Annotated in this window: 29 protein-coding genes and 1 pseudogene; 1 reads left to right on the forward strand and 29 read right to left on the reverse strand. The window is 55.2% G+C overall.

What is annotated here, in order from left to right:
* Nucleotides 1-3: 3 nt before the first annotated feature.
* The 29 genes from ACU8XX_RS22280 to ACU8XX_RS22420 all read right to left on the reverse strand — a co-directional run bounded on the left by ACU8XX_RS22280 (nt 4) and on the right by ACU8XX_RS22420 (nt 23,208).
* A complete protein-coding gene (locus tag ACU8XX_RS22280) occupies nt 4-369 on the reverse strand; it encodes a TIGR03745 family integrating conjugative element membrane protein (RefSeq protein ID WP_446908355.1) in 366 nt (121 codons plus the stop codon).
* A gap of 64 nt (nt 370-433) precedes the next feature.
* Nucleotides 434-676 (reverse strand): TIGR03758 family integrating conjugative element protein, encoded by a 243-nt coding sequence (locus ACU8XX_RS22285; RefSeq protein ID WP_446908356.1) that lies wholly within the window; start codon nt 674-676, stop codon nt 434-436.
* Nucleotides 676-1,008 carry an integrative conjugative element protein, RAQPRD family gene (locus tag ACU8XX_RS22290; RefSeq protein ID WP_446908357.1) on the reverse strand — a complete coding sequence of 111 codons (333 nt, stop codon included), beginning with the start codon at nt 1,006-1,008 and terminating at the stop codon, nt 676-678. The genes ACU8XX_RS22285 and ACU8XX_RS22290 overlap by 1 nt, the downstream gene beginning before the upstream one ends.
* A 165-nt stretch (nt 1,009-1,173) precedes the next feature.
* A complete protein-coding gene (locus tag ACU8XX_RS22295; protein ID WP_203067157.1) occupies nt 1,174-1,524 on the reverse strand; it encodes a hypothetical protein in 351 nt (116 codons plus the stop codon).
* A gap of 187 nt (nt 1,525-1,711) precedes the next feature.
* Nucleotides 1,712-2,470: a TIGR03747 family integrating conjugative element membrane protein gene (locus tag ACU8XX_RS22300; RefSeq protein WP_446908358.1), complete on the reverse strand. Its 759-nt coding sequence runs from the start codon at nt 2,468-2,470 to the stop codon at nt 1,712-1,714.
* A complete protein-coding gene (gene traD, locus ACU8XX_RS22305) occupies nt 2,454-4,565 on the reverse strand; it encodes a type IV conjugative transfer system coupling protein TraD (RefSeq protein WP_446908359.1) in 2,112 nt (703 codons plus the stop codon). Before traD ends, ACU8XX_RS22300 begins: the two co-directional genes overlap by 17 nt.
* The gene (locus ACU8XX_RS22310) at nt 4,558-5,115 is read right to left on the reverse strand and encodes a hypothetical protein (protein WP_446908360.1); all 558 of its coding nucleotides are present in this window, start codon (nt 5,113-5,115) and stop codon (nt 4,558-4,560) included. The genes traD and ACU8XX_RS22310 overlap by 8 nt, the downstream gene beginning before the upstream one ends.
* Complete coding sequence (locus ACU8XX_RS22315) at nt 5,099-5,725, reverse strand: restriction endonuclease (RefSeq protein ID WP_446908361.1); 627 nt, start codon at nt 5,723-5,725, stop codon at nt 5,099-5,101. The genes ACU8XX_RS22310 and ACU8XX_RS22315 overlap by 17 nt, the downstream gene beginning before the upstream one ends.
* Nucleotides 5,722-6,237, reverse strand: a complete 516-nt coding sequence (locus tag ACU8XX_RS22320) for an integrating conjugative element protein (RefSeq protein WP_446908362.1) — start codon at nt 6,235-6,237, stop codon at nt 5,722-5,724. Before ACU8XX_RS22320 ends, ACU8XX_RS22315 begins: the two co-directional genes overlap by 4 nt.
* A complete protein-coding gene (locus ACU8XX_RS22325; protein ID WP_446908363.1) occupies nt 6,224-6,580 on the reverse strand; it encodes a hypothetical protein in 357 nt (118 codons plus the stop codon). Before ACU8XX_RS22325 ends, ACU8XX_RS22320 begins: the two co-directional genes overlap by 14 nt.
* A gap of 4 nt (nt 6,581-6,584) precedes the next feature.
* The gene (locus tag ACU8XX_RS22330; RefSeq protein ID WP_446908364.1) at nt 6,585-7,259 is read right to left on the reverse strand and encodes a transglycosylase SLT domain-containing protein; all 675 of its coding nucleotides are present in this window, start codon (nt 7,257-7,259) and stop codon (nt 6,585-6,587) included.
* Nucleotides 7,238-7,948 (reverse strand): TIGR03759 family integrating conjugative element protein, encoded by a 711-nt coding sequence (locus ACU8XX_RS22335; protein WP_446908365.1) that lies wholly within the window; start codon nt 7,946-7,948, stop codon nt 7,238-7,240. Before ACU8XX_RS22335 ends, ACU8XX_RS22330 begins: the two co-directional genes overlap by 22 nt.
* Before the next feature lie 10 nt (nt 7,949-7,958).
* A complete protein-coding gene (locus ACU8XX_RS22340; RefSeq protein ID WP_446908366.1) occupies nt 7,959-8,714 on the reverse strand; it encodes a hypothetical protein in 756 nt (251 codons plus the stop codon).
* Nucleotides 8,711-9,346: a PFGI-1 class ICE element type IV pilus protein PilL2 gene (pilL2, locus tag ACU8XX_RS22345; protein WP_446908367.1), complete on the reverse strand. Its 636-nt coding sequence runs from the start codon at nt 9,344-9,346 to the stop codon at nt 8,711-8,713. Before pilL2 ends, ACU8XX_RS22340 begins: the two co-directional genes overlap by 4 nt.
* A gap of 323 nt (nt 9,347-9,669) precedes the next feature.
* Nucleotides 9,670-10,173, reverse strand: coding sequence for a single-stranded DNA-binding protein (locus tag ACU8XX_RS22350; protein WP_446908368.1), 504 nt, complete (start codon nt 10,171-10,173; stop codon nt 9,670-9,672).
* 66 nt (nt 10,174-10,239) lie between these two features.
* Nucleotides 10,240-10,716 (reverse strand): STY4534 family ICE replication protein, encoded by a 477-nt coding sequence (locus ACU8XX_RS22355; protein ID WP_326003496.1) that lies wholly within the window; start codon nt 10,714-10,716, stop codon nt 10,240-10,242.
* Nucleotides 10,717-11,395: 679 nt separating this feature from the next.
* Nucleotides 11,396-13,435: a DNA topoisomerase III gene (locus ACU8XX_RS22360; RefSeq protein ID WP_446908369.1), complete on the reverse strand. Its 2,040-nt coding sequence runs from the start codon at nt 13,433-13,435 to the stop codon at nt 11,396-11,398.
* Nucleotides 13,436-13,448: 13 nt separating this feature from the next.
* The gene (locus tag ACU8XX_RS22365) at nt 13,449-14,024 is read right to left on the reverse strand and encodes a hypothetical protein (protein WP_446908370.1); all 576 of its coding nucleotides are present in this window, start codon (nt 14,022-14,024) and stop codon (nt 13,449-13,451) included.
* Nucleotides 14,021-14,734 (reverse strand): PFL_4669 family integrating conjugative element protein, encoded by a 714-nt coding sequence (locus tag ACU8XX_RS22370; RefSeq protein ID WP_446908371.1) that lies wholly within the window; start codon nt 14,732-14,734, stop codon nt 14,021-14,023. Before ACU8XX_RS22370 ends, ACU8XX_RS22365 begins: the two co-directional genes overlap by 4 nt.
* Nucleotides 14,735-15,133: 399 nt before the next feature.
* Entirely contained in the window at nt 15,134-16,411 is a 1,278-nt protein-coding gene (locus ACU8XX_RS22375; protein WP_446908372.1) for an STY4528 family pathogenicity island replication protein, read from the reverse strand.
* Nucleotides 16,412-16,543: 132 nt separating this feature from the next.
* A complete protein-coding gene (locus tag ACU8XX_RS22380) occupies nt 16,544-16,807 on the reverse strand; it encodes a ParE family toxin-like protein (protein WP_197950786.1) in 264 nt (87 codons plus the stop codon).
* Nucleotides 16,804-17,433, reverse strand: coding sequence for a DUF2857 domain-containing protein (locus ACU8XX_RS22385; protein WP_160029922.1), 630 nt, complete (start codon nt 17,431-17,433; stop codon nt 16,804-16,806). Before ACU8XX_RS22385 ends, ACU8XX_RS22380 begins: the two co-directional genes overlap by 4 nt.
* A 24-nt stretch (nt 17,434-17,457) precedes the next feature.
* Nucleotides 17,458-17,622, reverse strand: a complete 165-nt coding sequence (locus ACU8XX_RS22390; protein ID WP_446908373.1) for a hypothetical protein — start codon at nt 17,620-17,622, stop codon at nt 17,458-17,460.
* Entirely contained in the window at nt 17,622-18,344 is a 723-nt protein-coding gene (locus ACU8XX_RS22395; protein ID WP_446908374.1) for a DUF2786 domain-containing protein, read from the reverse strand. The genes ACU8XX_RS22390 and ACU8XX_RS22395 overlap by 1 nt, the downstream gene beginning before the upstream one ends.
* Entirely contained in the window at nt 18,345-18,596 is a 252-nt protein-coding gene (locus ACU8XX_RS22400; RefSeq protein WP_446908375.1) for a hypothetical protein, read from the reverse strand. It lies immediately after the preceding gene.
* Complete coding sequence (locus ACU8XX_RS22405) at nt 18,593-20,308, reverse strand: ParB family protein (RefSeq protein WP_446908376.1); 1,716 nt, start codon at nt 20,306-20,308, stop codon at nt 18,593-18,595. The genes ACU8XX_RS22400 and ACU8XX_RS22405 overlap by 4 nt, the downstream gene beginning before the upstream one ends.
* A 2-nt stretch (nt 20,309-20,310) precedes the next feature.
* Complete coding sequence (dnaB-PI, locus tag ACU8XX_RS22410; RefSeq protein WP_446908377.1) at nt 20,311-21,651, reverse strand: SPI-7-type island replicative DNA helicase; 1,341 nt, start codon at nt 21,649-21,651, stop codon at nt 20,311-20,313.
* Nucleotides 21,644-22,309, reverse strand: coding sequence for a hypothetical protein (locus ACU8XX_RS22415; RefSeq protein ID WP_446908378.1), 666 nt, complete (start codon nt 22,307-22,309; stop codon nt 21,644-21,646). Before ACU8XX_RS22415 ends, dnaB-PI begins: the two co-directional genes overlap by 8 nt.
* Nucleotides 22,306-23,208, reverse strand: a complete 903-nt coding sequence (locus ACU8XX_RS22420) for a ParA family protein (protein ID WP_446908379.1) — start codon at nt 23,206-23,208, stop codon at nt 22,306-22,308. Before ACU8XX_RS22420 ends, ACU8XX_RS22415 begins: the two co-directional genes overlap by 4 nt.
* 330 nt (nt 23,209-23,538) lie before the next feature.
* Here ACU8XX_RS22420 and ACU8XX_RS22425 point away from each other — a divergent pair.
* A pseudogene (locus tag ACU8XX_RS22425) lies at nt 23,539-23,698 on the forward strand (tyrosine-type recombinase/integrase); the annotation flags it as partial.
* Between the last annotated feature and the right edge of the window lie 42 nt (nt 23,699-23,740).

The raw sequence follows: 23,740 nt of genomic DNA on the forward strand, positions 1-23,740 counted from the left end.
CCCTTAGAACAGGATTTCAGCAGATTTGCCGACAAACCAAATCACGGCCACGAGCAGCACCACACCGGTGACGATGATGGCAGCGAATTTGCCCCAGACCGCCTTCCCTTCCCGTACCTCGTGGAATGTTGTAACGGCAGCATTGGCGACCACGATAAATGCAACGGCGGTCAGCACCAGTCCCACCAGGATAATTCCGTCCTGAATGTAACCTTTGATGGTATCCATCAGACCGCCGCCACCACCGGACGACGGCGGCTCAACCTGTGGTAAGGCGGCCTGCGTCGGCTGGCTGGCCGCAATGGCCAGAGATGTCGCCACCGCAATGCGCGTGGAGAAGTGGCGGAAAAGACGAACTACAGCATTCATAACGTGTTCCTTAAATTGCAGTGTGAAAATAACAACGAGTAATGGGTTCAACGTCCTGCCAGCATTAGCTGGCGAACATCCACATAACGACGACCAGCAACACGACGGTTTTGAGGACGAAGCGGATCAGCGCTTTGGTGGGGACTTTTTCGTTCCTCCAGCCCTCGTAAACGTCAATCCAGGCCCAGGCTGCCCAGACAAATAGCACCGCCAACAGCCCACCAATGCACACCAGCGACATGACGTTGATCTCAACGCCGCCACTGGCCGCATTGAAGGCCTGTTCCTGAGCGCCGGTCATGGCCATCAGGGACGCTCCCACCGGTAATTGCCCGCGATGGAGCCGCCATCACGCGGTTGTGCACGTGACGGCTCCAGGTAACGGTCGATGCCGGCATTGATGGTGTTGAGATCAGAGGTGGCGCGGCGATAGTCGAAAAAGAAACGACCACGCTCAGCCGGATCGGCCTGGACGGCCGCAACCCGTGCGCGCTCAAGCGCCGCCTGTACCTGGATCAACATGCGCTGGGCAGACGCCAGCTCATCTTTTTCGGCGGCACAGGCAGGCAATGCGGTGAGGAATGACAGCCCCAGCAAACAGCCGGCGCCCAGTCCTCGGGTAACTACGGGGATACGCATGCAGCACTCCTTGGTGATTTAGGGTGCTGTCAGGGTGCGATAGATAAGGCGGGAGATCAGTGGATAACTCTTTATGACTTTTTAATAATTTTTCGGGGAGTTATTGCTTAGAAGGACAAGATTTAATTGCCCATCACGAGTTATGCGATGGGCAAAAGAAGATCATCAATTTACTTCGTTTAACCCTTTATCCGAGATCCAATATTCGCCTGGGTACCCAGAGATGGTGATGTGCTTTCTATACCACTGAAATCCCTCTCGTGGATCTTTAATACAGACTTCAACTCCTTCCGGGACTTTAATAATAGAATGTGCCTGAACCAAATTTTTGATTACATCTTCACTACCACTCTCAACAGCACTCTGCATTTTGGAATAATCTTTTTGGTTAATGGCTGCATAAAAACCAGATTTCGTTACTGCAGCCATACCTTCTGAGCAAGCAGCGCTGACGGAAAATGAAGCGCCAATGCAAATACTCATTAGTCCAGCAGCACATATTTTTCGCAAGTTCATAAATACCTCATTCCTTTTGAAGATAAAAAACAACATTAACAATATGCTCACAGCTTGGACAGCCTCATCAGCTGAAAATTTTCAGGGAAAATAACTGACGCGCCTGTACTGGTTATTACAGGGCTTGTCTGCTGACGATGACGCACAAAAACAAGTTTTGCACGCCATCGTCCAGCTCGAGGGTAAATCAGAGGTATTTCTTGAAGCTCGCCGTCGTCACCGTTACGGCGATACCCAGCAAAATCGCTGCCGGCAACAACAGCAGGTTGGGATACACCGCAGTCGGCCAGGACAGGTATAGCATGCAGGGGATATACACCGCCGGCTTGACCATCCGTTTTGCATGGTGGTAGACAAAGCTGGACTCGTACCCCGCCCCATACCGCCGGATATCACGCCGTCCCAGCCCCTCGGTCAGCGCGACCAGTACCACCAGAATAAACAGCGGAATGGACAGTACCAGAATGGTCACGCGCACTAGGGTAATCACCGTCACATACACCGTGGCCATCATGAATTCCTTGAGCGTACCGGCCAACCAACCACTCCAGCTGTTCAACTCTCTGGCAATGGCGTTCTGGCTATGCGTCTGCGTCTCATACGCCTGCTGTATCCAGCTCAAAAAACCGCTGTCCACAAACGCCCACTGGTAGGCCACCAAAATCCAGTGGGTCACCGTGACCGATGGCGCAGACAGCAGCAGGCTGCGGGTGAACTCCGAGGACAGGTAACCCAGCTCGGTGTTCATCACCGCTTCACTGTGCGAGGCACCCAGCTCCGGCCAGAAGAACGCCATCCCTACCCATTCAATCACCAGGCTCACGAACAGCGAGGCGAAAAACATCCCGACCAGGGTCCAGGGCCAGCCCCACAGCAGGTTATACAGCAGGCCATGTTTACGGGGTTCTGCCGCCTGCCGCGGCTGCGTATTATCCGCCTGCGCCATTGCGTCCTCCCTGGGTGACCGCATCCGGCATCACCTGGCTTGCCGACCACCAAGACTCACTGGTGCGGTAGTTACGCTGCATCTCCTCGGCGATTTTCTGCAGGTTCGCCGGCATCATGGCATCATCACCATCACCGCTCGGCAGCGGCATGCGGATTTTCCACAGCTGTCCGCCTTCCAGCAGCGCGAACGCCTGTCCTTTCGGCAGGTTAATCACGTCAGCCTCTTTCAGCAGCGGAACCTTGACAGTTCCGACACGGTCCTGGGTACTGGATGTAAAATCCTGCCCCTTCTCAACGTCAGCCGTGTCAGCATGCCCGGACACCAGGGTTTTGGTGTAGACGTCCACTTCCGGCAGCTGGGAGGTCAGCAGCTGCGCGGTGCGGTTCTCGCGCACCCGCAGCATGATGAGGGTATTGAAGTTACCCGTGACCTGCGCCGCCTTGGCCGAGCTGCCGATACGCGCCTCAATATCGGATTCGGTCTGCGTGTAGGCCGTGACTTGCATGCCGGCGCCACCGCCCTTGTTGATCAGCGGAATGAACTCATCGCCCATCAACTCGTTGAACTCGTCACAGTGCAGGTTAATCGGCAGTTTGCCATCGGCCCGGGTCGGCAGTCCGCCGTGCATGCCATGCTTGTAGATATGGCCGGCCACTGACACCAGGTCGGCAAACATGCTATTGCCGACGGCAGAGGCAACCACACCGTCCGACAACGCATCGAGCCCGATATAGACAACGCCCCGCTTACGAATGACCTGCTCCCAGTCGAATACCGGCCGCGGGTCACTCATGTCCATGTAATCTGGCGCCAGCAGCTCCGCCGTCTTGCCGGTGGTGAGTTTTTCCAGCAGCGGCAACAGGGAGGCAACGATTTTGTCGAAATAGGTGCGGTCATAACGCACTGCACTGCGCAGACCGTCCAGGATAGGGTCGTACAGCTGCTTGCCGGCTTCCGAGCTCAAGGCCATTTCAACCGCGAAAATTTTGACCGCGTTCGGTTGCCCCTGCATATTGCGTGGCACATCCTCTTCCGTCAGCACCTGCAGGTTATTGTCGATTTGCTGCTGCAGCGCCGGCATCCGATCTTCAATGACCTTTTTCGCATAGGTCTCATACAGCTCGCTGATGTTGTTCACATAGCGGGTAATGAGGGTGTAATCGGGGCGCTGTCCCAACGCCACCAGGGCGCGGGCGACGATATTCACAAAGCGCCATGCAAACTCGCGGAACGCGGCACTGTTGCCCTCGCCACTTAACTGCCCGGAGATACGCCCCGCGACTTCGGAGACACGCTCAAAGCGACCTACGGCATTATATCGCGCCGAGATATCCGGCCAGCCCAGATGGAAAATGTACAGCTCGTCACCACGACCGGCGCGGTGCGCTTCGGCCCACACCCGGCGCAGCAGGTCAGCATCGCCTTTCGGATCAAACACGATGGTGATATCACCGCGGCGGATATCCTGAGTGATCAGCAGCTCCGCCAGGCGGGTCTTGCCGACCCGGGTGGTACCCAATACCAGGCTGTGGCCTACGCGTTCACCCAAGGCCATCGAAACATCGAGTTCGTCCGGCTCAATGCCATGAATCGCCGGATTGCCACCTACTGGCGGCAGCGGCCGCACCGGATTCAGCGGGGAGTCCTTGCGCAGCAGCTGTGACAACCAGGGCATGTTGTATTCGGTCTGCAGCTCAAGACGGCGCGCCATCTGGTAAGCTCCGGAGGGCTGGACATACTTTTCCACTTCCGGCCGGCGCGTATCCATCAGGCGCTGGGTATGTTTTTGCTGCCAGCGAAATCCCTTGCCCAGGAACAGCCGTTGCCGGCTGACCGGGATTTGAGCGCTGGTCATGACATACCGCGGCAGCCGGCGCAGATTGCGGCGATAGCGGATCACCTGCATCCCCTGACGGGCGCGAATAGCAGACAACACCGCAAAGCTGCCGGCGGTGACATAACTCACTTCTGGCGCCAGCGCCACCGACCAGGGTGCGACAGCACAGACCACAGCGGCGGCCCCTGATACAATCGCAGTATTGAGCTCTACCGCCGGACGCAGCAAGGCCTCCATCACATGCCGGTTACTCATTGCGACCTTCCTTGTCATTCCCGGATAATCCGCCATCACGTGATGAAGAACGACGACGCTCATCAGTATTGGCTGCACCGAGGTAGGTCACAGCACGATACTCCCCCCTTGCATTGATACTTCCGTAAACAGTATTCATATCCATCTGACGACGGCGGTACAGCAAATAAAACAGTTCAATCAACATGCCAAGGACGATGAGCACACTCCCGATCCAGAGAACGGCGCGCCGCTCTTGCCTTGCAACGTCAGTGAACGTCTTCGGATGAGGTTTACAGTCCCGTTCCAGTACCGGTGCCACCTCCCATGCATGATCATCCGCGTGTGGACATAGACGCACCATCACCATTCCCGCAGGGGCTGCACGGTATTCCTGCGCGGTGTCCGCCATGCGTGAGGCTGCTTTTTGCGCGCCGTTATCACAGAGTGTTGCGATAAAAAAAATGAAACCAAAAATTGCCAGAACCACACCGGGCCAGACCAGCAAGAGCCTGAGCACCGAGGACAGAAGGCTGGTGATCACAACAACATAATTAGAACGATTCGACATTGGGGGTACTCCGTTTGATTACCGTATTCTCCGGCAGAAAAGACAGCCACTGCGCATTGCCGGCAAGCAGCGCCAGCAACTTCTGGCCGCTGACCAGATGAACGTGAGGATGGTTCTGCAGCAAGGCACGGCTCAGCTGGCCGGTACGGCCGGTATGAATGAAAAAACCCTGACAGTGGTGATGCCGCAACAGCGCACCAAAACTCTTGATATGGGACGGCGTGATGGCTCGACCGTAACGCTTGGCCTGGATGAGGTATTTCTGGTCGCCGATGATGACCTGACCGTCCAGGCCACCGTCACCGCTGTAAGCGCGGTTGCGGATAACCGCATACCCCTGACGTTCAAACGCCAGGAGCAGCAGCTCTTCAAAAACGTAGGGATTGATTTTGCGCAGATACATCAAGCGCTGGCCATCGCCGCCCAACTGCGGCAGTCGCTGCAGAACACGGGCGGCCGTCGCACGGTAACGCCGGTGGCGCCGTGCGGAGGCCGACTCACGGCCACGCAGGTTAAGCATGGCCATCACCACAATAAACAACCCGATAAGCAAGACAGCCAGCAGCGGACTCGCCATCAGTGCCGCACCGAGATGCCCCGGAGACATCATGGCGTGACCTGCTGAGACAGGCCGGTGTCGGTGATGAGTACCGGGTAGTTTGACAGCTGCAGGCGGCGTGCCAGTTCACTGCCGGAAGCCGGCGCCATCGCTACACCGGTTACCAGCGCCTGCAGCGACTGCAGGGCCGGCAGATTGCTGACGTTCACAACCAGCCCTGCAGCATGGCGCGACTTGAGCCCTTCTGCATTTGCCTGCAGCCAACTGCGGCTGGCATCGTCATCGCCCACAATAAACAGGGCACCAATCCCCGGCAGCTGTAGCGGTCTGTCTGCTACCCTACCGGGCGAAAGTTCCGGCGTAGACACGGGCAACATAGAGGCCTGAGCGTCACCAACACTGGGTTGGCCAGAAGGTGACGCCGGCGTCTCGCCCTGGGCGTTAATGCCGTCAAAATAGGGGGAAGCGTCCTCGCCGCCAACATCGGCGATCACGTTCAGATTCGCCAGCGCGGTGGAAGTCACCAGGCACAGACCGAACAGCAGGAAATTAACGTTCTTCATGATGCTCCCCTTCCTGTTCAATATTGGCCCCATTGCGGAGGTCATCAGCAAATGACAACGCTTCTTCGCTCGCTGTGGCCCAATGCCGCTGTGCTTCGTAATCGAGATGAGAGCTGTCGCCAGACCAGGATTTGAAAGCGGCCGCCAACTTTTCTACACCTCTGATTTCCGCCGCCTTAATGAGCTGCTGTGCTTTTTCCAGCTCAGTGAGCAGCGTTGCAATAACCTCAGGATTCGCCACATGCAGCCAGCCCACAGTGACTCTGCTACCTTTCGACTGTTGCCACGTCGCCAGCGCTGCCGGCAAATGCTCTTTCAGGTCTTCCAGTTGCTTATTGGTCATCAGCTTATTGACTCCTCGGCTCAACCCACGTCAGCGCGACGGTTTGCGTCGCTGCCGGCGTCGGGTCAGGTGTATGACGGGAAACCACTGGCGTCTTTGTACCGCTGCGATTGAGGCGTGCCAGCTTGGTTCTCACGATGGATTTATAACGGGCTGCAGGGGCGCCGCCGGCCGGATGGTGATAACACCCCGCAGCCGTCAGCCAACTGCCGGGATTGCGGTTGTAGCACTCTCGCAGGATGGCTGCCGCGGCATTCAAATTGGTGTAGGGTTCAAAGGCTTCCCAGGTCGAGGTGAAGTGATGACCGTTCCAGCCCAGGTTGACCTGGGCAATACCGACATCGATGCGCTTGCGCGGGTATTCCTTCAGGAAGCCCTGCAGCGCTTCCCAGGCCTGCAGTCGGGTGGCATAACGGTAGCCTTTGCCAGCGACGTTAATGGTCCATGGCCACGGGCGTTCAACATCCGGTGCCGGACCAGCGCCGCGGGTCACGGAAATAATGCCTTTCGGTGACATCGAGGTCTCGGTCAAGGCTACCGAATAGAGCGACTCCGGCGGCACACCGTGGCGCATTGCGACTTCGCGGTAACCCTGCGGCACGTCCTGCGCGGCAGCGGCATGCGCAAACAACAATGTGGCCTGCAGCAGGCCTGCGGTCAAAACGCGGCGATAGTCCATCCGTCTTTCCCCTGTTGCAGCACGACCGGCATCAGGCCGTTGCCGAATTTCATCCAGCGGCCGCCATCGTGATTGAGCGTGATTTGACGGGCTCGGACCCTGTCAGCCGGGATATGATGCGCCTTCGCCCAGCTACGCAGGACGTCGTCATCCCCTTTGCTATCGACCAGGTAAATGTCGACCGGACGGTTGTCAGCCAGCACCGCCGCCAGACGCGCATCGCACTGGCCGCAGTCCTTGCCCTTCACGAACAGCGCCAGGCGGCCGCCGCTGTCATGCGCGATACCGGCCGCATTTCCCATGTTGACCGGCAGCACACCCAGGCGCTGCCAGGCCGCATCGACTTCGCGCTGGAACTTCAGCTCTTTCTCGGTGCGGACGAATTCCTGCTTCACCCACTGCTCCGCGTACTTTTTGCGCTCGGCATCACTTTTGGCCTCGATACCGAGCGCCGTCAGCGGATCGAGCCCCGGGGACTGTGTCCCGCGCGGCCCCTCCATGAGTTGCTCGTAACGCTGGTACTCCTGGCCACTCAATCCCCACTGTCTGCCCTGTTCGGCCAGCTTGTTGGCCTGGCTTTGCTGCAGCTGGCTCAGGGTAGACAGGCTGTTTTCGATGGCTGTCTGCTGCGCCGCCTGTGATAACGGGCTCAGTAGCACCAGGGCGAACAGGCTGTATGTCAATTTCATCAGATGCTCCTTATTGCGCGCTGACGGTCTGCAGGCGACCATTGACACGGAACGTCGCCTGACCGTGGCCGGCACTGACCAGTGTCCACCCGGCAACAGACTCGCCTTCCCCAATCAGCCGAACCTGCGACAGGTCACTGAATCCCTGCGGCGCCACGGCCGCAAAGGCCGCTGTCCCACGCTGCTCCACCCCGGTCAGCACGAATGGCGCTTTGCGCACCACACGGCGTACCGCTTTACGCGGGGCAGATTTAATCGGCGTAGGTTTGTGCTTTGGGGTGATTTTTGCCGTGGCCGACGGTGCAGCCGGAACGGCGACAGAAGGTTTGCCGGCAGGGGCGGTATTTTCTGCCGGCGCCGTTACCGCAGGCTTTTTCAGCGCTTCCAGGCTGTCTTTGAGTGCATTGAGTTCAACCTGCTGCGCCTGCAGCTGCTGCTCGAGCTTTTCGGGCAGACTGTTGGTGGTCCGGAGCCCCGTCATCTCATCGTTGAGTGTGTTCAGGCGTACTGTCAGGGCCTTCAGCTGTTTTGCATGCGCCTGCACCACGTCGGACATCGAGGTCATGTCATCCTGAGGCGCCAGCGCTTTTTGCGCCGTCTCCAGCTGGGCAATACGCTGGTCAACGTGTTTGACGGCGCCGACACCCACCATGCCGATAATCAGTACCGTCACCACCCCGCCCGTCACCAGCCAAAAGGCCTTGCTACGCAGCAATCCTTTTTTGGCCGGCGTCATGGGCACCATTTCTTCGTTATGCTCGGTCATTTTTTCAGCCATCCTCCGGTTGAAGACACAGGTTTAATCGCCGGCGGCGCCATCGTGCCTACAGGTGCTGCAGCTGGCGCTGCGTGATACACACGTGGCGTCGGCGACGGTGGCAGCTGAGAGGCCGGCAACTGGTAACCGTCGCGCAAGCTGTGGCAAACAACGCGCTGCACATCGTCAACTTCGAGCTGCCATGCCGGCCCCGCCAGGACCTGCAGCGCGGTGCGCAAACGCATCGGCCCCAGCTGGTACTGCACCGCCGGCAGTGCCTGGCGATACAACACGCCGTTTGCCGGCCCGGTCGCACACAGGGTGTAACCGGACTGACGCAGCGAGTAACGCAGCGCATCGGCCACCGTCGGTTTGACGGAGGCAGGAATACGGATATCGATGATTTGAGAAAGCGGGTCGCGCTGGACGGCGGCCGGATCGGTGCTGACCAGCAGATAGCGGTCATAGCGCACGACTTCCGGTGCCTGGCCATACGCATCCGGTGAAACGGGCTGGACATTGCGGGTGACGGTGACAGGCGGTGTGACCAGTGACGTATCACGCTGCTGCAGGGGTTGTTGCGTGGTGCAGCCCGTCAGGATGACGGCTGCCAGGGCGGAGACTACGAGTGTTTTTTTCATCCGGGAGGTTCCTGTACAGTGACTAAACAGGTGCCACTGTGCGGTTACCGCCCCTCGCTCTCAATTAACAACTCTTTATTGAAAATAAAAAAAATGCAGGCCCGAAGGTCTGCATCACTGTTTCACAACGCCGGCATTCATTATCGTTCTGTCAGGTCTATCTCTGCAGTCACATCAATGCCGCGTTCGATAACGAACAGGTGTGAAGCAGCTGCCAGCCAGGGTGGCTGAGATGAAAAAAAAACTGCACATAACCAGGTTATGTGCAGCATTTGAGTTAGAGCGAATAGATGGCTGCCTTGGCGACACCATACTTATGTCATTCAGAACGGTATGTCATCGTCAAAGTCCATCGGTGGTTCACTCCCGCCAGATTGTGCCTGTGGTTGAGGCTGTTGAGGCGGAGTGCCACTGTGGGTTGGCTGTTGAGGCTTGCCCCAGTTGCTCTGGCTACGTTGGCCAGAGGCATTATCCGGAGAACGGCCGCCCAGCATTTGCATTGACCCACCGACATTGACCACCACTTCAGTGGAGTAACGGTCAACACCGTCCGAGTCGGTCCATTTGCGTGTCCGCAGCTGGCCCTCGATATAGACCTGCGAGCCTTTACGCAGATATTCGCCGGCTATTTCAGCGAGTTTCCCGAACAACACCACACGGTGCCACTCGGTCTTCTCTTTTTGTTCACCGGATTGTTTATCACGCCAGCTTTCGGAGGTTGCGAGTGACAACGTAGCCACTGCGCCACCGGAAGGCATGTAACGGATTTCTGGATCCTGGCCCAGATAACCGACAAGAATCACTTTGTTTACGCCGCGAGACGCCATAATCGAATCCTCATAAATGGATTGGAAAGGGAAAAACGCCCCGGGAAAGGGCGTGAGAGGGCGTTATCAGAAGGAGTTTTCAGCGTAGCTTGGCTGCGCAGAACCCTGCTGAGGCGGCTGGGAGTAGGATTTTTCAGCCTGGTACACCTTTTCCTGACCGATTTTGATCCAATCGATACGAATCAGGCGCGCTTTCAGGCTGACACGCTGTTCACCGGCATGTTCGCCGCTGTTGAGCGTGAAAATGTCCGTTTTGGGATTGCTGAGCACAAAACCAATCAGAACTTTTTTGTCTTCGTCACAGGCTTTCTGGCAACGATTAATCAAGCTGCTTGCTTCTTTGCCTGCAACGGTACAATCGAAACGCGTATAGCTGGCGTTATCTGTAGGACCGGACAGAGCATTAACAACACAGCTGATAAAAGTGCCATTAGGACCATTGACTTGACGAACATTGCTGAGGTACCCCATCCCGTTGATGGTCAGGTTGAAGTATTCAGTGTTTTTGGTGGAATTTTGTTGAGCTTGATTTGCGTTAGACATGATGATTTCTCCATGGAGTGTAGATTCGGTGACGGAGAAATACACCTTCCCTGACGGGAAAAGTGTTTCCCGTCGGGAGTCTGCAAAGTCATACGTCAGTGCAGACTGTCTGAATTGTGAAATGGACCTTCATCACCGTTCAGTGATCCCTGTTCTCAAAGGTTAAACAGGGTTACCGCCACTGGGGCTTCCTCTTTCAGGCTACGAGGCTATTTGCAGTCACCCGAAGGCGTTTCTCACAGACCGCTGAAACTTTGGCTGGCACTCACCCGAAGGCGCTTCTCACAGAGTGCTGAAGCATTGGCTGGTTGTCCGAAGACAACGAGTAAGCCTGTTCATTTTTAATGCAAGTTAAGTGAGTGTCAACCGTAATGATCATTTTTGCGAGCCAGAAAATAAAAACGGCGTTGATCCGAAAATCAACGCCGCGGGGTCAGTACCTTAACCTGATGAATATTCTGTCTAACTCCGGGGAGAACCTAGTGTCCCGGCGCGTTTTTCACGGAGTTGCTTGCGCCTTGTCAGTCAACCTGAGTGTGGGGGTCACTGACCGAACTGAAGCAGAAAAAAACCATGGAAGAATTTTTCCACCACCGCAGTTACGGGGTACCTGTGCATTCTGCATAAGAAAGCCAGCTAACCTTAGCAAAACTTTCTGGGATTAACATCAGACAATCTCTTACTCTGATCTGGTTGTTTTATTTTTAGCCGCCGATTTTCCCTTATAACGCTTGCCCTTACCGCCACTTTTGGCAACGATGTTGATGATCCCCTGACAGGTTGGGTAATTGCTGCAGCCCCAGAATGCACCACCACCTTTCTTACCTGTACGCCGGCGCATGGTACCGCTGCATAATGGGCAGGGCGGCGACGGCGGCGCAGTGAATTTGACAGCCTGTGTCTTTCCTTTGTCGACCAGATGCGTCGCCCACTGTGCCTGACGGTCCATGAACGTCCCAAGCGTCATTTTTCCTTGGGCGATTTCATCCAGCGCCTGCTCCCAGAGTGCTGTCATGCCCGGGTTCGTCAGTGCCGTCGGCAAGGCATCAATCAGCTCGCCGGCAATCGGCGTCGACAGCAAAAATTTCCCCTTCTTCTCCAGATACCCCCGTTTAAACAACGTTTCCAGGATGCCGGCCCGGGTCGCCTCCGTTCCCAATCCTGCGTTCTCCTTGAGCACTTTCTTCAACTGCGGATCGCTGACAAACGCCGCTGCGTTCTTCATTGCCGCTATCAGCGTGCCATCAGTGAAATGACTCGGCGGCTTGGTCTGCAGCGTTTTAAGTTCAGCGCCGGCAACAGTGCAAGGCTGCCCTTTTTCCAGGGCCGGCAGGCGTGCCTCTTCCGACTCATCCGGCTGTTCTTTCTCGTTACGCTCCTCCCGCTGAAACAGTGCTTTCCAGCCGGCAATCACTTCTACCTTGCCGCGTGTGCGGAACAGTTGGCCACCGACATTGAACGTCGCTTCCGTAACATCAACCTCATGCAGCGGCAGGAATTGCGCCAGGTAGTGCTGACGTATCAACTGATAGACCTTGAGTTCATCAGCTGACAACTTGCTCAGGTCGAATGCCTGCTTGGTGGGGATAATGCCGTGGTGCGCCGTGATTTTTTTGTCATTCCAGATACGGGAGACAAAACCGGTATCCAGCAAGGCAATCACTGTACTCTGAGCCGGTTCCGTCTGGGTAATGGCATTAAGCACATCCGGGATTTCAGCCTGCATTGAAGTGGGCAGGTAACCACAGTCCGTCCTCGGATAGGTCGTTGCTTTGTGGGTCTCGTACAGTGACTGGGCGATGCTCAATACCTGGTTAGCGCCCATCCCCCATTTTCGCGAGCAGGCCTGCTGCAGTGAACCAAGATCAAACGCCAGTGGCGCCGATTCTTTCTTGCGTTCGGTACCAACATCCAGCACCACCGCCTGCCCGGTTTGCTGACAGAGCTGCACCACCGCCTGCGCAACATTCTGGTGGATACAGCGCTTTTCTTCGTCACAGTAGTTGGCCGCCGGCACCCAGTTGGCAGGGAAACTGATACCGTCCTTTTGCAGTGTGGCCTGCACCTGCCAGTAGGGCTTTGAAACGAAGTTGGCGATTTCACGGTCGCGGTTGACGACCAGCGCCAGTGCCGGCGTCTGAACGCGGCCGATAGACAACACCTCGCCATAACCCTGTTCCCGCGCCTTCAGCGTATAAAGCCGGGTCAGGTTCATGCCGGTCATCCAGTCCGCGCGCGCGCGGGCTAAACCGGCTTCATAGAGCGGGGCTGTCTTGCTGCCCGGCAGCTTGTTGGCCAGGGCCTGGCGAATGCTGGTTTCATCCAGCGCCGAAAGCCAGAGCCGCTCAACCGGGCCGGTAAACTTGCAATACTCCAGCAGCTCGCGCGCTATCACTTCCCCTTCCCGATCGGCGTCCGTCGCGATCACGACCGAATCAACCTGCTTGAGCAGACCACGGATAACGGCAAACTGGTCAGCGGTATCTTTCTTAACCACCATTTTCCACTGCGTTGGGACAATAGGCAGCACCGACTCACGCCAGGGACTGCCATACTGGTCACCATAGGTTTCGGGTTGAGCTTGCTCCAGCAGGTGTCCGATAGCCCAGGTAACAATCACACCTGCCCCGGTCAGGTAACCCTGCTTGCGTTGGTTGGCGCCCAGAACGGCGCCAATGTCTTTTCCCTGGGACGGTTTTTCACACAGGTAAAGTTGCATCGGATAGCCTCCGTCAGCGCTGGCCTTTGGCAACCTGCTGCAGCTGGGTCATAAGGCGGCGCAGATAGGCGTCGGTCAGGTGGGTGCTGTCCGGTGAGCTGTAGGTGACCTTCAGGCGACTGCCGGCACCGGACTTCTCGACTTCCAGCATCAGGCGATCGTTATCCGTCCACTCCTGGCCCATCTTGTAGTAACTGCCCTTTTGTGCAGCCCATTCCGGCCGCGCCTCGTCAATAGCGCCGGCGCTCCAGTCGCCGTACTGATCGCGCTGACGGAGACTTTCAAGCTCGTCAGTGGTGATAAACTGATAGTGGCTTTTCAATCGAGCAGCAGCAGTATCAACATCCACCGGAAGCGTATAGGTATGCTGAACATCCTTGCGAGGACCGGTAGCACCGGCCTTGGTCATCCAGGGCATTCCACCGGAATCAGAACTCGTCCCCGAACCACTGGCAATAGAATGTGCAGCATCGCTGATCTTCTGATTCCACGCGGTCACATCTGACATCGAACACCCTGACAGCAGAAAACTCCCGAGCAGGCAGACGGCAGCCGTGGAGCGTAAGAACCTCAAGCTGTCATTACTCATGCTGAGTCTCCTTTAGCCGGACGAAGCGGGGGGGAGAATGCAGAGCGTTTAGCCCCACTCATAATGTCAGCATCAGGCTGACCCAAACGCTTTACTGCATCAATGCCGGCAGGGGTTTGCAGTCGAATATCATCACGCGTCGCTGCGACCGAACGGTATTGTTGAACAACACCATAAACCTGGCGAACCCAGTGCCCGCCCTGGCTCAGTAAATCATCACGTTTTTGACGGGAGATCAGCCCATAATGCCAGGCCTGGAAGGCTTTCATCGCCAGTTGGTCAAACCCAACAAGCAACCAAACGCAACGATAACCCAGTGGCGTTCGGCTAAAAACACCGATGTTCAGAGGAGAAACCGACGCCACCTCTGACATTGATACCTGTCCAGGCAAGCTGGACAAGGTTTTTTCCAGGTCGGCAACGGCCGATTGCAGCCGTCCGGTACCGCGCTCGATCGCTTCTTCAAGTAACAACATGGCATGGTCGGCGTAAGGGTTATCATCGTTTGAATCGGCATTGATTTTGCCGGCTCGCGCAATCACCTGCGGCATACCGACGATTTGGGGTTTATTGGCTTCTTTATCTCGCTGGCGCCCTTCCCACAGCAGGATGGCATATTGGGTGTGTAACTGTACCGTCAGCGTGGACTTGAGGGCCCCAGCCTTTGCCGGCGCGGGTTTGCGCTGTGCACTTTCGGTCGTGTCTGCCATTTGTGGCTCCTTCTCCTGTTGAGGATATATCTGGAATGTCTGGCTTGAGATAGTCTCGGCAGCACCTTATTCCAGCAATCCAAAACTCTTTTTGTTCTCTGAATAAAAACGGTTATGCATATCGCACATCACTGCTAACACTGTCAGTACCGAACGCTTTTAAACCACTGCTGACACTGTCAGCACTGAATACTTATTAACCACTGCTGACACTGTCAGCACCGAACACTTATTAACCACTGCTGACACTGTCAGCACCGAACACTTATTAACCACTGCTGACACTGTCAGCACCGAACACTTATTAATCACTGCTGACACTGCCAGCATCGAACGCTTATCGACCACCGCTGACACTGTCAGCACCAAAAGTCATCAAATCGCGCTCCAATGTGAAATTCACTTCCCGCTCCTGGCTCTGGCCATCCCCTGCCGCAGTTTTGCCACAAGGGCACTGACATGCTCGCGGCTTGCAACCTGGCCAGGCGCTTTTCGGGACGCTTCTGCAGGGCGCTGAGGACGTACAGGCTCGGTTTTAGCCGGTTTTGAAGGAGTTGTGGTGACAAACAGAGCCCCGTTACGGGCCCGTTTCATCATGCTGAACAGCCAGCCGGTCGGGTTACTCACCTCTCCACGGGTCAGGGCAACGCTCAGGCTTTCCAGCACCTGGCGAGCAACGTCAGTCGGTAAGGCTTGTAACTGGGCATGGATTTGCTGCAGGTCAGCTTCCGGTATGCGTTGCTGCAATGCTTCAGGCAGTCGCGGAACGTACGTTTTTTTATTCACACTTTGTGTGAAAGAACGTACGTTACAGTTCGGTTTCGCAGGATTGCTGTAACCTGTTGATTTTAGACTTGGTTCGGAATCCGAACTCTGTATTTTCTTACCTCGTATTTCACCCAGTTCGGATACCGAACTCGGCTTAAATTGACTGAGTTCGGTTTCCGAACCGGGGTATTTTTCACTGAGTTCGGTTACCGAACTGCCGGCATTTTCTTCACCCAATGCCATCTGCTCGGCCATCTCTTGAGGGGTTTGAGGAGCACCCAGACGCTGCGCCATCACATTCAGTTGCGAGTGATAATGACGCATCGTCGGGTCGTTTCGGATGTCAGACAACACTGACCAGGCCGTCTGACTGACAGCCCGATTCTTGTGCTGGCAGGCTGCCGCAACCGTATCAAGCCAGGTCGGATCAAGGCTTTCAGCATCACAGGCTGAGAGCGGCTCATCATGCTGAGAATAAATGTTCCCGCGTACCCGCCCTTTACTGTCACGTACGCGGCGACATAGGCTCAACCAGCCCGTCAGGCGCAACATCAATAAAACCCGGCTGACCGTTTCACGCGATGCCTTGCCCTTGAACGGTGACGCTAACTGCAGCTGCAGCTCGTCGTAGGTCGGGAACATGGCTCCCTGATTTTGTTGGTTCTGCTGGGCATAGAGGCGGATCATCATCCACGCCACTTTATCCAGGGGAGACAGGCGCGTGTCGAGCATCAACCGGCGCGGTACCGCATCATGGACGTTTCCTGTGAACAGCAGGCCACTACGCAGATTTGTTAAATCGGCAGAGCCTGCTGGGTTTTCGTCGCATATTCGCTCAGCCAGCCGGGCATTCATCTGCTCAATCGTATAAGTGATCAGGCTGTCATCGGGTCTTTTGCTTATGCTCATCGAATTTGCGCATCCTTATCCTTTCGCCACGCCCGATAAGCGTGGCAACAATCATTTGTCGTGCAGCTGTGCTACACATCGCCAAACGGCACTCAGGCCTGTGCCCGCCAGGCAGGCACAGGGTGAATGTCATCATTTCCATAATTCATTGTTGTAGCGTTCGTGGGTCAGCAGCTCCCAATCAACACCACTGTTTCTGCTAAGCAAACGCCAGCTGTCACTAATATTGATCTTCATCCAGGCACGGCCACTGCGGTGCTTACCCTTTACATGCAGTGCCTTGTAATTCCTTTCCCCCTGGCGAAAACGTCTCACCTGTTCCCGCGCTTTTTTCTGACAGGCAGGAGGGGCGGAACGCGGGGCATATAGCCCCGGCATCAACACTAACGGCTTCATGCTGACCTCCTTACAAGCTCCTCCCCGACACCTGCTTTGTTACGTACGGCCTGGATCGCTTTACGGACCGTGCGAGTCTGTGCTCCATCAAAACTCCGCACGGCGTGCCAGACCGCTGTTAACGACACATCCATCTGCTCGGCCGCGAGCATCATGACGTCCAGGCCGTCAGCGCTGGACGGATCATCGATGTCCGCTTTCTGCCACTGGCGCCACAGCGATGCATTGTCCTCATCACTGAGCGTCGAACAGCGTCCCTGGCGGATTTGGATCCCCGTCATACGCCGGCGTGCAGAGACCTCGACACTGGACAAGCCAAAAAAGTGCTGCATCATCTCGATAGAACCGCCCAGCGCCAGCGCACGGTCGATACGTTGCATCCGCTGCTGTTCTCGACGAGCCTGTTGCAGCATCAAAGCGAAATTCTCGTGATGGATCTGGAACGTGAGCACCGAGACGGAGCTGTTCAGCAGGTAATACAAATCATCGACGGTCAGACCGTTCAGCATCTGCATTTCCTCTGGCGTGAGTCCGAGAGACTCACAGCGGCGGATATAACCGGACTTGAGCTCCATGACGAGCTGCGTGAGCAGGCTGTTTGTTGCCTGTGACAAGCTGTTACTCATTAGTAGTACCCCCTGGTGAACAAATTAATAAGAGCCGCGACCAACACAAAAATCGCCGCCAGAAAAAACAATATAAGAGGCAGCAAAAATAAAAGAGGCTGCAAAAAAAGTTGTCCTTGTCCTTGATGCAACAACGCCACCAATTGCAACGAAAACACAGCACAACACGAACAAAAATACGATATCCATTAGTCCTCCCCGGCGCTGTAGCCAATACCAGCAGGTCCGCAACCGTCAACACCGTGATGCAGACGAGCGTTCTGTCCTGCCAGATAGCCCTGACTACGCGCTATGGCATCACCGCGACATTGTTTTGCCGAGCGGGTTTTCAGCGTGCTCATGCCCTGTTGTTCCAACCACGCAGACATCAGCTCTTGTTCATGCTCCGATACGCTGAAAACATCGACAATTCGGCGGACGCCTTCGACCCAACCCGCACGGAACTGTTCTGCTCGCGCACGGCGCGTCGCCATTTTCAGACGCTTATCCTGGGTTTTCAGGTAAGCTGCCGTAGCGTCCTTGAGCTGGCGACTCAGCACATCAAAGGCGTAAGCAGCAACGGCAGGACGTTCACTGAAGCCGTAGAACGTGACGTTGCGACGCTTTAACCCGGTTCGGCTTTCAAAGGAAGAAAAGTAGTGCCGGCAGCCGAACGCATTGGCGACGGTCCAGGTCAACAGGCTCATCCACTCCGGGATTTTGTCCCATGACTGAGATGGCGCCCCCTTGGTCGGCGCCTGTTGAATAGAGGAGATGTTCGCCTCGAGCTCCGTGATCCCGTACTTCGCCATAAGCTTCTGGGCGCGGGACAATGCCTGTCCTGCTTCATGGGCATTACTATTGCTCCGAGCAAGCTCAAGGAGCTTGCGGACCAGTTTCACCAGCCGATCCTGTCGTTGTGAATGACTCATTTAATTGTTCTCCCAGTTGGCCAAGAGCCCATGGGCTACGCGTGCAATCTCTCTGAGATTATCCGAGTAACCAGAGGTGTTTTTTCTGTTTATCAGGACGTTGCATGTTTCCAAAAGGACACTAAGGCCCTCTTTGGTATAACAGGCGGTAATCGCCCTGACAGCCAACAACTCCGCCGCCATCTCATACTCATCATGACCGGCAGCAGGATCTGCCAAAATGGCCTGCAAACGCTCAATAGTGACTCTCATACTTCCTCCTCAATACCTACATCACGCTGCAGCTCACGCAGACGGCGAAGAACGCGTACAAGACGCAGAAACTTCACAGCATGGATATCATCAAGTAACGGGAACCCGGCGCCATCAGCGGCGCCAATCAACGCTTCACTTAATGAACAGGTATCATTTACCGGTTTCGGCCCAGTCAGTGAGAGAAGCAGTGCAGTGAATGGAGACAACTGCTGTGTGGCCAGGCAGTACCCTGCCGCAGTCAGCGTTGCTTTATCGGCTTTAAGCTCAGTTTCGCAGCCAGCTTGTTCGGCCAGTTCGAAGGCAAGGCGATAAGCCATGCCCTGCAGGTGTTCAATGTCATCCTGCAGGGCCGGGATGGCCCAGACAGAAACCACTGGCTCAAGCCCTTCTTCAGCGAAGGCGACTTCCGATCCCTCAGCATTCGGGGTAACTTCCGGTGCTACAGGACCCGGTTGCGCAGATTGTCCTGCCCCAGCAGTCTTTGTCTCGGAAATGCCTGGTGAGGGTTGTACGTCAACATCTCCGGAAAGAACCGGGGGCGCGCCATATAAATCATCCTGGGTTTCAATCCGAGGTGTACTTGACGTACCTGGCCCAGCAGAAGATGAATCAAGTGTTCCTTCCTCTGCGTTTCCCTGTTCGTCCAGCGCGCTGCTCAACGTCAACGCTTGCGTACCCGGTTCCAGTACATCGGAGGAAAGAGGCGGGATAGATGATCCAACATCAACTGTTGACTCAACCATCGGCTGAGTAGCGAAACTGGAGACGCTTTTCAACGGCTCAATTTCCCCAAGCTGTTGCCGGCGATTTTGTTCTTTTGGATCCAGCTCGAGGAGCCAGCGATCGTAATTCAGAGATGGATGTGGGAGAGCTTTAACCAATGCACCAATCAGTTCATCCCTGAACATTTCAAGAGAATATGCATCAGGATCATCAAAATGTGCGCAAACAGCCCCAAATACTTCCTCAAAATCCTTAACGGGCGCGTTGTCTGAGGAAAAGTTATCCCATGTTTTATATGCATTAACTCGTAACGACAATAGATGTTGTATCTGAGGTCTCCCTAAACCCGATTTAAGAAGATTCGGCATATGAGGATACAAATATTGGATAGTATCTTCCATCCGGCTGATATTAGAGTTATGTACCGGGTAACCTTCTTGACCCAAAAGGTTGGAGAGTTCACGCAAAGAAACCTTCTTACCCAAGTTCTCTTCGAAAAACTCCCGCGCTTGTTTGATACCAAAAGCCTTTTCAATAAAGCTCAGTTCGCCTCGAACTTCATTCTCAGCCAGGTGACCAATCAAACACGAAAGTCGGCCGGGCCACGGTTTAAACATGCAGGAAATACGGAAAAACCGTTCATCTCCCGTTTCCTGCCACAGTTCCGACAAAATTTGAAGGCGAGTATTTCCCCCGTCACTAAAGAAGAAGCCCAGCTCAGGACGCTCAGGATCTGCCGTTATTTTAGGCACCGTATCCAGGCCACGCGCCCGCACTGAAGCTTTGATTTCCTCATACCGTGGATTACGGGAGGTTCTTGGGTTATCCGGGAAAGGACTGACTTCGTTCAGAGTCAGCACCATCGGCATTTCCGTGGCAGGTAAGGCCCCTTCAGCAGGAGCATTACTACTAGTGCCTACTGCAGTCTTGCCCTGCTGAAGCAATGCGCTCCCCAGGTCAATTTTTTTGGTATTGATACGTCCCATGATTAAGCTCCTCCCTCAAATTCAGGCAAGGCCAAATCACGGAATGCCGTGTATTGCTGTTCGTACTGGACGCGCACCATGCCGGTTGGCCCCTGGCGTTGCTTACCGAATATAATCTCAGCCGTGCCAGCATCATCAGAGTCCGGGTAATACACCTCGTCCCGGTAAATAAAGGCGATCACATCAGCATCTTGCTCCAGTGCACCGGAGTCGCGCAGGTCACTGTTCATCGGACGTTTGTCAGCCCGTTGTTCGAGCGTCCGATTCAGCTGCGACAGCGCCAACACTGGGCATTGTGTGTCTTTGGCCAGTGCCTTCAGATTGCGGGAGATTTCCGAGATTTCCTGTGTGCGGTTTTCAAAATCAGGCGCACGCATCAGCTGCAGATAATCGACCATGATGAGCGCCGGCCGGCCATACAAACGTGTATAACGGCGCACCAGTGAACGAAGCTGTGCTGGCGTCAGCGCGGACGTGTCATCAATAATCAGACGGTCATTCCAGGCCGTCATAATTCCCATGGCTTCGGAAATACGCGCCCAATGCTCATCATCAAGCTGACCGTTGCGGAACAGGGTCAAATCCACTCTGCCCAGCATCGCCAGAAAACGCTGCAGCAATTGCTCCCGCGGCATCTCCAGGCTGAAGCAGAATACCGGCCGATCGGTGCCTTCCAGCGCACCGACGCAACACGCCAGTGAAAATGCGGTCTTACCCATACTTGGCCGCGCGGCCAGCAGAGTCAGCTCCCCATCCTGCAGACCACAAGTGATCTCATCAACCAATGACAAGCCTGTTGGGGTTCCGGTCACACCGGTTCCTCCGGTGACGTTTTCCAGTCGGCTGACTACCGCATCCAGGCCATCTATCAGGCAGACGTTTTGCTGGGTATACACCTGTTCCGACAGTTCCAGCAGCTGCTTCTCTACCCGCTCTGTCAACAGTTCAGATTTTGCCTGAGGGGCTACGGCTTCGGCGCTTAACGCTCGCCCCAGATCCAGCAGACGACGTAGTCTGCTGCGCTCTGCGACAATGTTGGCATACGCTTCGATATTCGCTGCACTCGGTGTGTTTTTGGACATCTCAGCGAGATAAGCAAAACCGCCAACCTGCTTAAGTACATTGTTCTTTTCAAGCGACTCAGACAGCGTAATCAGGTCGATAGGCTGATTAACCGCCATCAGTTGCCCCATGGCCTGGAAAACACGGCGATGCGACGGGATATAAAAATCAGCGTCACGCAGGACAGAAACCACGTCATCCCAGCGCGCGTTCTCCAACATCAGCCCGCCCAGTACGGCCTGCTCGGCATCGACAGAATGAGGAATTTTCGTCTCAGCCATGACGCACCTCCGGTTTATCGCCGTCGGCAGTCAGGGAGTGATTAAGGAATGTCGGGCACGAAGAACAAACACCTAACCCTGTCTCGCGGTTGACTTTGAGCCAGCTGCAGGGCGTGCGATTTTCATCAACACAGGCATTGTGGTCGGTACAGCCGCAACCGACGCAGGTCGCTTCTTTCAGCTCAGCGTTCACCGTTTCATCGCCACAGACATACTCAAGCACTGCGGCCGCTTCCAGTGGCGCTTCCGCCATTTCCTGCAGGCATTCAGCATCATAAAAACTGGCTGCATGGTTGGCCTTTGCCATCATCATCTCATGCATTTCCAGCATACGACGCAGGGCATTCCCTGCGGCCACTACGTGGCGGTTGAGAACATGAATATGTGCCAGTAGCAGCGGTGCGGCGGCGGCTAATTGGGCATTGGCTTTTTGCTCCTCAAGGCTCACCTCACGGCTGCCACCTTTCTCCGACCAGTGTTCCAATCCGAGTTTTTCCCAGTCGGGGACTATCGCGACGTTGGGAATTTCCAGGTGCTCAAAACCATTGGCGTCAACCACCGTGGCTTCATCACCATAGATATCAAGAACCGCCCAGGGCGCTCGCGCAGTCAAGTGCTGCTGTTCAGTCAGCAAGACAATAAGTTGCTCGATATTCATTGGTTTGCCTCCTGACGCAGGACGTCGAAATCAGGGGTCCAGTCCGGGAACAGCTCACAGGCCAGGTCATACATCGTGTCTGCTGCCGCGGGCGTGGAGGTGCGCGTGGTGGTTTTTTCCAGGCGGTGAACAGGCTGTCCAGAGGCATGACCAAGTTTGTAGATTTCCAGCTTGGGAATGATGGTATTCAGGAGGGAGACGTCAAAGGCATCGGCCCGCAGATACTTGCCGTTATCAATAATTCCGCTCAGGCTTTTCAGTGTTTGCCAGTCCAGGTTGGTGTATTCCATGCAGTTGGTCAGTATTCGCACCTGAGGCATGGCAATACCGTAAACTGCCAGAGGCAGCAGCCCTTCCATCAGCCCCAGCGTGCCGCGTAAAAATTCACGGGTGTCTGGCAAGATTGGCTTGATGACACCAACAGCAAACGAGGAGCTGGCCAGCAGGATGAGCTCCAACATGATGGATGCTGCGCCTTTGGAGTCGATGATGATGACGTCGTAATTTTGGAATAAGGGATGCTGTAGAACATTGCGCAGACGCATGCGGCCGTCCGGGGCATGCAGCATAGCTGAAGAGAGGCGGTCATGCGGGTCGTTGGAAACGATAATGTCCAGATTGTTAATAACGGAACGGGAGATGATTTGGTCAGCCTGCGCCAAATCGACGGTCTTCATCAGGAGCTCATACAGACCGTTAGGCGCTTCGTATTCCAGGGAGAATATGCTGCTGGCGGTGGGCTGGGAATGGTCACCGTCGATGAGGAGGACTTTTTTGCCGGCGTCGGCCAAAAATCCGGCCAGATTGGCGCTTTGAGTGGATTTCCCTTCACCACCTTTAGTGGAAATGACAGGGACTACTCGTGCTTTATGTTGAGTCTTGGTTACAACGTTTTCCATGTGCACACTCGAATACATTTATTCGATATGCGCAGTCACAACAGACTAATTACAAACGTTACTATTTAACTTGCAATCAACGATCGGATTGAAAATCCCCGTGTCCTTGGTTCGATTCCGAGTCCGGGCACCAAATTCATATAAACGGACCTCCACGGAGGTCCGTTTTTCGTTTCAGGACGCCACGATTTAAGCGTTCTGCCTCCAAATCAATTCTCCCGAACTCAACCAGATTCTCCCCACATCACCAGCAATTTGCGGGCATATCTCAATTCGGGAAAATTTGTTCCTGAGCGATAGCACTAACTGACGTGAAATGTCGTGCGGCCCCGTGATGTTGTTGAACGTCAAATGACGTCATCAGGAGCGTAACGCATCCATAAAGCACAACACCGGTCTGAACGCCGACTGATGAGATTTTCTGAATGAGAACAAAGAGAAATGTATCAGTCCGCTTGCTCATGCAAAGACTAACAATCCATTAAAATAGTAAGCGCTCCGGACAATTTTCCATGGATTATTTTCTGAACAT

The organism is Escherichia sp. MAL-1 (genome assembly GCF_052948035.1).